The 10,009-nt window shown below is 64.5% G+C and carries 10 protein-coding genes and 1 pseudogene; 7 read left to right on the forward strand and 4 right to left on the reverse strand.

Features of this window, described 5'->3' with window-relative positions; genetic code table 11:
* Positions 1 to 18 precede the first annotated feature (18 nt).
* Positions 19 to 591, forward strand: a complete 573-nt coding sequence (locus P4L93_01655; protein MDR3685652.1) for a hypothetical protein — start codon at positions 19 to 21, stop codon at positions 589 to 591.
* Between the two features lie 20 nt (positions 592 to 611).
* Here the strand turns inward: P4L93_01655 and P4L93_01660 are convergent, their stop codons facing one another.
* A complete protein-coding gene (locus P4L93_01660; protein ID MDR3685653.1) occupies positions 612 to 3,026 on the reverse strand; it encodes a DUF2075 domain-containing protein in 2,415 nt (804 codons plus the stop codon).
* A 75-nt stretch (positions 3,027 to 3,101) separates the two neighbouring features.
* The gene (locus P4L93_01665; protein ID MDR3685654.1) at positions 3,102 to 4,286 is read right to left on the reverse strand and encodes a nuclease-related domain-containing protein; all 1,185 of its coding nucleotides are present in this window, start codon (positions 4,284 to 4,286) and stop codon (positions 3,102 to 3,104) included.
* 264 nt (positions 4,287 to 4,550) lie between these two features.
* Here P4L93_01665 and P4L93_01670 point away from each other — a divergent pair, with 264 nt between their 5' ends.
* Both P4L93_01670 and P4L93_01675 read left to right on the forward strand, forming a co-directional pair.
* Entirely contained in the window at positions 4,551 to 5,402 is an 852-nt protein-coding gene (locus tag P4L93_01670) for a J domain-containing protein (GenBank protein ID MDR3685655.1), read from the forward strand.
* Positions 5,403 to 6,201: 799 nt separating this feature from the next.
* On the forward strand, positions 6,202 to 6,393 hold the full coding sequence (locus P4L93_01675; protein MDR3685656.1) for a topoisomerase DNA-binding C4 zinc finger domain-containing protein: 192 nt from the start codon (positions 6,202 to 6,204) through the stop codon (positions 6,391 to 6,393).
* Positions 6,394 to 6,430: 37 nt separating this feature from the next.
* On the opposite strand, the gene P4L93_01680 is transcribed toward P4L93_01675, so the two are convergent.
* Entirely contained in the window at positions 6,431 to 6,895 is a 465-nt protein-coding gene (locus P4L93_01680) for a DinB family protein (protein MDR3685657.1), read from the reverse strand.
* A gap of 135 nt (positions 6,896 to 7,030) precedes the next feature.
* A complete protein-coding gene (locus tag P4L93_01685; protein MDR3685658.1) occupies positions 7,031 to 7,819 on the reverse strand; it encodes a hypothetical protein in 789 nt (262 codons plus the stop codon).
* Positions 7,820 to 8,133: 314 nt separating this feature from the next.
* On the opposite strand from P4L93_01685, the gene P4L93_01690 reads away from it, so the two are divergent.
* The 4 genes and pseudogenes from P4L93_01690 to P4L93_01705 all read left to right on the forward strand — a co-directional run.
* The gene (locus P4L93_01690) at positions 8,134 to 8,274 is read left to right on the forward strand and encodes a redoxin domain-containing protein (protein MDR3685659.1); all 141 of its coding nucleotides are present in this window, start codon (positions 8,134 to 8,136) and stop codon (positions 8,272 to 8,274) included.
* A gap of 18 nt (positions 8,275 to 8,292) precedes the next feature.
* Positions 8,293 to 8,598 (forward strand): annotated as a pseudogene (locus tag P4L93_01695) (redoxin domain-containing protein).
* Positions 8,599 to 8,647: 49 nt separating this feature from the next.
* Complete coding sequence (locus P4L93_01700) at positions 8,648 to 9,493, forward strand: ferritin-like domain-containing protein (GenBank protein ID MDR3685660.1); 846 nt, start codon at positions 8,648 to 8,650, stop codon at positions 9,491 to 9,493.
* A gap of 122 nt (positions 9,494 to 9,615) precedes the next feature.
* The coding region (locus P4L93_01705; GenBank protein ID MDR3685661.1) for a cobalamin-dependent protein at positions 9,616 to 10,009 on the forward strand (394 nt) is incomplete at its 3' end.

A 10,009-nucleotide genomic window follows, 5' to 3' on the forward strand; every position in this document is an offset into this window, starting at 1 on the left:
CCCGAAGGGATGCGACAGGTGACGACAGCCGCTCATCCCAGTGGCGCCGAGCCAGCCGGCAAGAGGCTTACTGCCAAGGACGCTCGAGCCGTCGCCGAGCGCATCGCCGCAGGTGAGCGCCATGCAGCAATCGCCGCGCGCTTCGGCGTCTCGACCCAGACCGTGCGCGCGATCAAGAGCGGCAAGCGCTGGGCCGAGGCAATCGACGACGACCTGCGCGCCCGGATGCAGGCAGTCTCTACCTCCGCGGTTCTGGACGCCGAAAGCGCGCAGCGAGTCATGGCAGCGCTCGAGGCCGGCCGCTCCGGCCAAGCAATAGCCGAGGAGTTCGGTATCAGCCCCAGCATGGTCAGCGCCATCAAGCATGGCCAAGCGTGGTCGTCGCTCGACCCCGAGCTGCCCTCGCGCCTCGCTGAGAAGCCGCAGAAGGGCAAGGCCCTGACCGCGACGCAGGTCGCCGAGATGAAGCAGCGGCTGGCCGCCGGGCAGTCGTCGCGGACGGTCGCCGCCGAGTACGGCGTGTCGGCGTCGACGGTGCTTGCGATCGCGAGGGGCAAGACGTGGGCGGACGTGGAGGCGCGGGGCGGCTAGCGCCCTCACCCGTGGCCCGCTCAGATCCAGACGCGGCTGAGGTCCATGCACCCCGCCGAGACTAACGAGTCCCAGACAGGTGTGTACTTGGGTTCCGGCGGGACGAACACGACGAAGCCGTCACGCCCTCGCGTCAGGAGAACTCGGTAGGCGTTCATCCTAAGTTGCCGCGGGTCCTTGACGTGGTACTTGGTGCTGCAGTCCCAATGATCGGTGGCCCACCAAAGGTCATGGCCCCAGCCGATGATCGGCATATCGAGTTCCAACCCCTGGCATTGGAACTCCGTTGCAGTGTCTCGGAACGAGCAACAAGAGAACGCCGACTCGGGTCGGTCGGCGAACCACGGCCCCACACGCATGTTCTTCGTGAACTGATACTCGTTGGTGAATCCGTAGCCAAGTAGGTTGCGGGCCTTTGAGGAGGCCAGGAGTCCGTATCGCGCGTCCGTCGCACCGGCGTACCGCTCTTGGGCGTACGTTTTCGCCGCCTCAAGATCCCGAGTCACGTAGAGTTCGAAGCCCTGCCCGAGCAGCTTGCCGGCCAGTGGACGACAAGCCTCAAGGTCGCCATCAAGCAGAAGCGAGACCCAGTGGTGGATCTCTTCGGCGCGATGAGAACGAAGCGTGACATCGAGGCTCAGACGCTCCTCGACTGTCGTCTCGGCGGCGTTCGTAAACACTGATGCCAGCGCCGGAGGACAATGGACGTGCCACGGTTTGTCCATGGTTCCCAGTGCATCGTTCCACTGGGCAATGCCTGCCTCTTCCCCTCGATTGATCTCTTGACCTTCGCCGACAAGCCCGACCATCAGTGCCCAAGAATCCAGTCTCTCCCCAAGTCGCAGAAAATCCTCAGGCTCGGAGATTGCCTCGCCGCGCTTCTCCAAGGCCATCTCGGCGTCGAAAGCCCGCTGCGCTTCGTCGAAGACCCAGACATGTTCGCGAGGCAGGGACCCGTGCGAACCACCATATGTTCTCAGGAACCCAAGCACGCCCTGAACGAAGACCTTGCTCTTGAGTGTGTGTTGGAGCACGTCCACCAGCGGCCCGTTGCCCGACAGGAACACCGCCTTCTGCTTGTCGTCGCCTGCGCCGAAGTGAGACTCATATACGAACTGGAGCCCGACCAGTGTCTTTCCTGCTCCAGGAACCCCGGTGACCAACACCAAGTGGCTCTCTTCGGCCGATTGCGCACGCTCCGCCACACGGTCCAGTACCGCAATTGTCTCGGGGATGCCAGCGCTTTCTGCTCGCCGGATGTGTGGCAACTCCTCATGTTCGAAGATCAACCGAGCCGCAGCCACTAGAGAAGGCAACGGAGCGTACTCGGACTCCAGCCACTCTCGGGCGTCGATGGCACGCGCAGCCGGGAGAGGAGCGAGGCACATGCCGATGCCGGTGGCGAGGTCCCGTCCGGAGACCACTGCTACGTCCTTGATCCTAGTTGGGGCAGCATTGCCCGAGGTCAGGCAGAGCGTCGCGAATACGGGGTGGTTGTGAGATGCCTCATGGTAGTCAGCGAGGTCTCTCGCGTAGTCCGACGCCTGGTCGATCGCGGCAGGTGACGGATTGGGGTATCCCTTGAACTCGACCACCACGATTGATCCGCCAGCAAGGACAACTAGGTCGGGCCGTCGGCCACGTTCGCGCGATAGCTCGTACTCGAACACGAGGTGCCAGTCCCGTGAAGCCGGGTTCTCCACGGCCACTATCCTGAGCGCCTCACCCACGCACTGGATGCTATCTCGCCAAGCGACGTCGTGCGATCTCGTGGGCTCTTCAAGGTTCAGGCGACGGTAGTGGTCGCGCAACCGGTCGAGGATGGCCGCCGGGTCGCACGCGAGGAACCGAGTTGCGGTGCCAGCCCATCCCCATCGCTGAGAGTCTGTCGCACTCACGGGGGCCCTCTTGGCGGAGCCTGCATCGGACGCTGCCTTCGATGCACGAAGGATAGCGTTGCGTTCCGGGACTTCAGGTCTCAGTGACGCGCCTGTTGTGTTCCCATCGCACTCGCGTGACAACTGGACCGATTTTGCGTGCTCTGGGCTCAGACGCAATTCAAATCGGCCATTGGGGTGCGCGAGGTCGGCGGAGAGCATCGTGACCTCGCCGCAGTAGATGAACTCCTCGGGTCGCGTGTCGCGGAAGAACAGATAGATCTGGTCAGGCGGGTTCTTCAATTGGCGTTCTAGTCGGCGCAAATTGCACTCGACTCCGTCGCCCTCCCATGACAGGAGATCACCGACCAGCTGGTCGCGATACTCGGTCATGTCCGCGGTCTTGCTTTCGGTGACAAAGAGAATGATCTGCGATGCGCCCGCGGGGGTCACTACTCCCCGCGAGATTGCCTGCCTGCCCTTCAGCCCCCACAGACGAGCTAGGTCGTCTCGGCTGTAGCGTGTTCCGACGTTCAGGACGGAGAAGTCAGCTCGCATGATCCTCCCCACATGGACGGGCATCTCGGCCCAGGATCACCGTATCGGCCGGCCGGCGCAAGGATTGAGCGCCACCTACTGGCCCGCATCCACCCCGATCAGTCCTCCCTGATTGTCCAGAGTGATTGACACGGTTCTGGCTTGTACGCTGCCCGGTGACTCGCTCTCCAAGCTGACCCAGGTGAACTTGGTCAAGCCATCTCGACACATCACCAGGGGGTTGTCCGGCTCTTGCAGCGATGCCCACGCGGTAGGCGATGCCGAGTGGAGACGTCGTAGCGCTGTCTGGAGGTCGGGAGCGTCCACCATAGGCGTCACCGGCACCGCGGGAGACAAGGGCGCGACCACTCTCACCGGCATCACCTGCCTAGGAGTCCACACGAGCGCGACCAGCGGTTGCAACGAGCCCGACATGACCGCCGTCTCTAGTACGGCTGCTCCGCCACCAGCCAGAATCCATCCGAGTACTGCGACAACTGCGACGAGCGTGAGAAACCCGGACGGCGTGAAGAAGGCCCGACGTGGCGGTGTGGACGTGTTGATGCCCTCGTACCTGTCCACGCCAGAGAACACGTTACGGGTGACTGCCGCCTCGCGAGATCGTTGCGTTGGGAAGACGGGCATCGTCGGGAGCAGGTTGAGCGGGAAGGGTCGCAGCTCGCGTGCAACGCGATCCGCGTGCTTGTGGCGTGTGTCGATGATCCGAGACTGATCCGCGTTCTTGAGAGTTGAGATTAGGTTCGCGATGTTCTCGGCGCTTAAGCCGCCCGGATTGGGCGTGAAGTCGTAGCGAGCACGCATCAGGTCGCCGACCTCGCGGATCGGCACAACGCGCAGCTTGTCTGCCTCGGTCAACTTGAGATGTCGAATGTCACTGCCGGCGAACACGACCACGCTCTGGATGTAGTCGTCGCCGAGCCGCCGGCCGCTCGCCTGGAGGACTCTGCTGAGAACTGAGCGGTTCCGCTCGTTCTCGCGTAGCGGGTTGAGGAGCTTCTCAAGGCCGCCGTTTGGGAACTTGGCCATCCAAGTCCCGCTCGCCGACGTGCCTCTGATCTCGGCGTCACCGCTCTTGGCTTCGACCATCAGGATTCCGTGACGGTCAATTACGAGGTGATCGAAGTAGGCGGTTTCGTCGCCAATGTCGAGCAAGACGCCGTCGAGCATCCTGAAGCCCAGAGAGGGTGCCTCGGAGTGGAATGCATCGCGGATGCGCCGCTCGCCTACGTCGCCGAGCGAGCGCGTCTCTCGGTACTCCAAGATGGATCCTCCGATAGCGGGCCTGCGTTCCGAACAAACGCGCGGCATTGCTCCGCCGAGCCACCCCTGACTCGCGGACTGCTTCTACCCCCGTGCCTGTTATCGACGTGAAGATCCTCCGGCTGAAGCTGCAGGCACTGCCGCGCTCCCACGTTCCCCCTGCGGAAGCTGGTTCGGGCATTGGGTGCAACTCGAATCTAGCCGATACCTACTATCGGGTGGCGATGCGCTGCCAGCTGAATCCGACTCGGGGAGGGCTGTTCGTTGCGCGACAGTGCCGATGACGTCCGACGCGCCTACGCAGACCTCGAACTCGAGCCGGGTGCGTCACTCGCGGACGTCACATCTCAGCACAGGTTCTTCGCGCAGGCGTGGCACCCCGACAAGTACTCCGAGACTCAGCGCGCTCGTGCGGAGGAGAGAATGAAGCGGGTCAACTTGGCGGCCGACGTGCTGCGGCGCCATCTCAAGGAACATCCGAACGGAAGACACGAGGCGTCAGCGTCAGATTCGCGGACCTCCGCGACCTACACGACCTCCACAGCCACCGACGCCGAACGCCGCAGAAGCGCCGAGCAGGCCGAGCAACGGCGACGCAATGTTGAGCGCGCGGCGGCAGCCGCGGAGAAGCGCCGCATGGAGATGTTGGCCCGGCAGACTGCCGAGATTCGACGCATCCGCAGGGAGCGAGCCATGCGTGAGCAGCTTGCGGCGATGGAAGCCGACCTTGCTGCCGATCCGCCCATGGCGACGGGCTCGATGGATACGAGCGAAGTCTCTCAGGCAGCATGGTGTTCCGAGTGCCGCGACTACGTGTGGGTCGGAGCGGGTGGGGGATGCGCGAACGGCCACGGCCGGCCCAGCCTTCGAGGCCTCTACGAGCCGAATCTTGCCGAGGGGTCCCAGCCGCTTTTCCCGCCATTGCCGGACGGAACTCCCGGTCATCTGCACGCCGCGACACCGCTCCCCAGCCCCGTTCGCCGAATTGGTATGCCTGTGTCCGACGCCGAGCAAGAGTGCCGACGGCTGGGCCATGTGTGGGGCCCGCCAATGCCGGGCGAGGCGCGGAATCGGCAGTGTCAGCGCTGTGGCCGCTGGACAGGCTGGAAGCTCTAGGGCCGTTGACGCCAAACCGTTCAGGCTGAGAGAGGTCGAGTAAGTGCGAGGATCCGAGCACCTAGGTATTGCGGCCCTAACCACTTACGCTGCTCTGTTTGCCTTGAGCCGTGGCAATCCGCAGATGGCGCCCACCATGATGGCAGTGGTAGCCGCGGGCACCGGGTCTCTGGCCCCTGACATCGATCATCCGAACGCTTGGATCTCGAATCGGGTTCCGGGCACGCTACTCGGTCTCGGGTTCACGGTTCTGCTCTTGTTCGGTCTCGCCAAGTGGTACCCGTCCGGGGCGGATCCCGCGGGTGTTAGCGCAGCACTGCGCACCCAACTGCTCAGCATGAGCCGACCGGCCGTTGGCTGGGCTTGGCTGTCACTCGTGCTCGGGTCGCTGCTCCTAGTCACTGCGAAGCTGGTGGCGGGGATGGTCGAGCATCGGGGTCCAACTCATTCTCTCAGCGCTGGCGCGGCACTCACCTTCATCTTGTGTTGCGGCTTTGCAGTCGCAGGTCAGCCCATGGTTCTAGGCCTGTGGTTTGGATGGGGCTATCTGAGCCATTTGCTCTTGGACGGGACGACGCGGATGGGTTGCCCGTCCATGTTCTGGCCGTGGCAGGTGGGCGGGGCGCGACTTGGGCGCCCGAGCTGGAGTTCAACTTGCGAGATCGTGGTCCATGGGTTGAACGACTCAGAGCGCGAGCTTTCAGCCCGCGCCGGCGCGCTCTCGGCAGGGGAGGTGGCCGTGCGGGGCGGAGAAGAACCCCCACCGGACCTCGCGAGGGGAACGATACTCGCGCCAACGATGGAAGTTGGGTTGCAGCAAGATGAGGCTTCGGCCGCTTCACCGGCGCTCATTGGCTCGGCTAGAATCTGTCCGAACTGCGGCCACGCCCTGGTGATGCGAGAAGCTCGGCGTGGCGTTCATGCCGGCCACAAGTTCTTAGGCTGCAGCAACTATCCGAGGTGTCGCCACATCGAGGAACTGCCCGCGTGATTCTGAGACGCCCTACTGTCGAGCGTGTGTCCCAGCTCTACACCAACCGCCTGACCACCATCAGCTGCCCGACGTGATACGCGTTGTGATCGGCGGCTAGGAGCACTTCGCGCAGGTACGTCTGCTTCGTCCCGTGCGGCACGATGGCGGTCAGCTCGATGCTCGCATCAGCGACCAGCTGCTGGAACTCCGCCCGATCGCGTTGCACGATCGCGACGCTCTCGTCCCAGGCCTCGGGTGATGGCGGCTCGGCGGTCTCGGGCCAGTACTCGGCAGGCCAGGCGCGCTCGGTGTAGGGCGCTTCGAGGCAGAAGTCCAGGATGTCGCGCTGGGCTCGGCGGATGTGCTCGAGAAGCTCCCAGGCCGAATGCGGCAGTCCCGCCGGCCTCACACCGCGCGCTTCCGGCGCGATGCCCGAGACGGCCGCGTCGAAGTCGGTGTGAGCTTCGCTGCGCTCGAGCATCCGCGACAACGTGGCGCGCAAGATCTCGTTGTTCTCCATGTCCAAACCCCCGGTTCGATCGGCCAACACCTGCGACCACTACGATACGCCCCGCGCGCATCGGGCTCTCGCGGGCAAAGAGAGACCCCCAGGGCGGGTGCCCCGGGGGTCTCGGCAGATACGGTTGCTCGTGGGCTAGTTGATGACTTCCGGCGGCCTGTTGACGAAGATCAGCGTCAGATCGTTACTCGGCATCGTGCCGGTGAACGGTCCTTCAGCAGGCGTCAACTGGGTCCAGCCTTCCTGGAGCACTTCGCCCAGGCTGTACGGCGTCCCCGGTGCGAAGCTGCCGATGAGCGTGGGGGTCGTCGTGCTCGTGAACGAGTCGTACTTGTCCGTGCCGACGGTGCCCGTGATCTCCCAGCTGCCGAGCTGCGGGCCGTCAGCAGTGTTCTCTCGCTTCTCAACGTAGAGTTTGAACAGGATCTGCTTGCGGGTCACCGTGCGTCCGAACACGAACGGGTTGGCGCAGGTCTTTGACAGCGCGACCCGGTACGTCGTCGTCACCAGGAAGCCGTTCTCGGTCACGCTGTTGCTCGCGTTCACGTAGTAGTACGGCAGTTTGAAGCTGCCCATCCAACGCGTGTCCATCGCGAGCTTGATCCACTTGGGGCCAAACGCCATCGCCCCGATCCTCGTGCCGTGAGCCAGGAAGGCGGAGTGGATGGCTCCGGCCTTGACCTCGGCGATGGCCGCGCCGTAGACCCACGAAGGGTCTCCATCGGCCTTCAGCACCATCTTGACGGCCTTCTTGACCCTGCTGGAGTGCAGCATCAGGCTCGTGAACTTCGCGTGGCTGTGAACCCCGCCCACCACGAGAGGGCTTGTCGGCGAGTGCACCCAGTTGAAGCCGAACGCCGTGCCAGGAATGGCGAGCGCCATCACAAGCACAACAACAAGCACCATCAATAGTCTTCGCTTCATAACCCCGACCTCCAATTTGCTAGAGCTGCACGTGCCGAGCCGATTTCGGATCCCGCTTCGTCGGCTGACCTGCGACGATCCCAGAGGAGTTGAGGCGTGTCGGTCGGCGCTCGGCCGGTGTTCGATCCCCGGAACCGAGTATCCACTTCATCCCCAAAACTCTGCCGAGACACGCGAACCAGCAGCGACCCCGCGGGGACCGGCTCTCGGCGTCGGGCGAGCGGTCGGCCGGGGCCGCCAGCCCGCTCGGCGCTGCCGTTTCCAAGGTGCGGTACATACCCACTGACCCCACTCACCTGGAGGGACACGTGGACGTGAACAGACAACCCGAGATCGGCGAGCTCGCACCACCCATCAAAGCGACTACCGCGACCGGCGAGCCGTTCGACCTCGCCGAGCATCTCGGCGGCTACGTGGTCATCTGGTTCTTCCCGCGCTCGAACACACCTGGTTGAACTCATGAGGCCAAGGACTTCCAGGCTGGGAAGTCGCAGTTCGACGCGCTGGGCGCCACCATCGTGGGCGTCAGCGCCGACAAGCCCGAGATCCAGAAGCGCTTCATCGACGCGTACGACTTGCAGTTCCCGCTCGTTCCCGATCCCGGCAAGCAGATCATCGACGCATATGGCGCTCGTGAGGTTGTGGGCCTGACGGCCAAGCGGCGCACGTTCTTGGTGGGCCCGGACGGGAAGATCGCGCACGTTTGGCCGGCGGTGAAGGTGGAAGGCCACGCAGACGACGTGCTTTCGACGATCCAAGCGCTCGCCGCCGGCAAGTAGCACAGCCCCGCCAACTCAGACAGGAGCACCAACTCAGACAGGAGCACCAATGAACACGTCACCCGAGGTCCTGGCCTCACTCAACGAAGACCTCGCACTCGAGCACGGCGCTATCCTGCAGTACGTCATCCACGGCGTTCAGCTGCGCGACGTGGGAATCACCGATCCCGTCCGCAAGACTGCCCGCGAAGAGATGTGGCACTTCGAATGGCTGGCCGAGGCCATCCGCGACCGCGGCGGCGAGCCCGTGCTCGACCGCGCCGACATCTTCCTCTCGGCGTCGATGGCCGACAGCATGGTCGCCGACGTCGGCACCGAGGACATGGCGCTCGAACACTACGCACGCACGCTGGACCTTATCGGCGACTCGGACCCCGAGCTCACGCGACTCATCGAGCGCATCGTCGCCGACGAGCACCATCACCGCATCACCTTCGAGCGGCTCACCCTGGAGGCGCACGCGCTGGGCGAGCCGGCCCTCGCCGCCCATCCGCTGATGGGGCTGGAGGACCTGGGCGTTGTGGGGCCCACCATCGGCACCGAGTACGCCGGCGTCCTGCAATACCTCTTCAACAAGTACGGCTCCGGCGACTGCGAGCAGGGCGAACAGTACTTCGAGTTCGCCATCGACGAGATGCGCCACCTCTCTTGGGCCGCCAGTTACGTCCCCGGAGTAGCGAACACGCCGGTGCCCCCGCCCGTACCCGTCGACCGCGTGCGCTGGGTCAACTCGCCCGCGGAGGCACACGCGGCAGCCGGCATGCTCGAGGGCATGGTCGCCCAGTTCTACTCGGCCAAGGTGGGCGAGGCGAAGAGTCCCGAGCTTGCCGAGGACCTGTCCCGTGCGGCCGTCCAGCACGAGTACCACCGCTACAAGCTGGAGCGGACCGACTGACGTCGTGACCGCCGACACCAGAGGGGGTACGTGCCCAACGGCATGAGGGTAGCTACTCCTATGTCAGAAGGTTTGACATCCCAGCGGGCCAACGATTCGGCTCGGCTGGCAAGGAGGCGGCGATGAACATCGCCCATGCACTACGAATTGCACTTATCGAGGCTGGCTCGCCCGGCCTCAACATCTACACGGGCGTCGCTATGGGCCGAGGCGTTCCCGTGCTCGCCACGGTGGTGCACGACGCCGGCTACGACGTTCGCGCCTTTGTCGAGGACGTCAGTGGCAAGGACTCGACCGACTGGGAGTGGGTGCGCCAGGCCGACGTGGTCGGGTTCTCGGCGATCACCTGCACGATGCCCAGGACCGCCGAGCTTATCGAGCGGGCCCGCAAGGAGAACCCCAACGCCATCATCCTGATGGGCGGTCCGGAACCCACGTGCGACCCGCCGCGCAGCTTCGCCGTCGGCGCCGACCTGGTGCTAAAGGGCGAGGCCGAGCTGACCTTGCCGCGCCTGC

This window comes from Coriobacteriia bacterium, from assembly GCA_031292615.1.
GTDB lineage: Bacteria > Actinomycetota > Coriobacteriia > Anaerosomatales > JAAXUF01 > JARLGT01.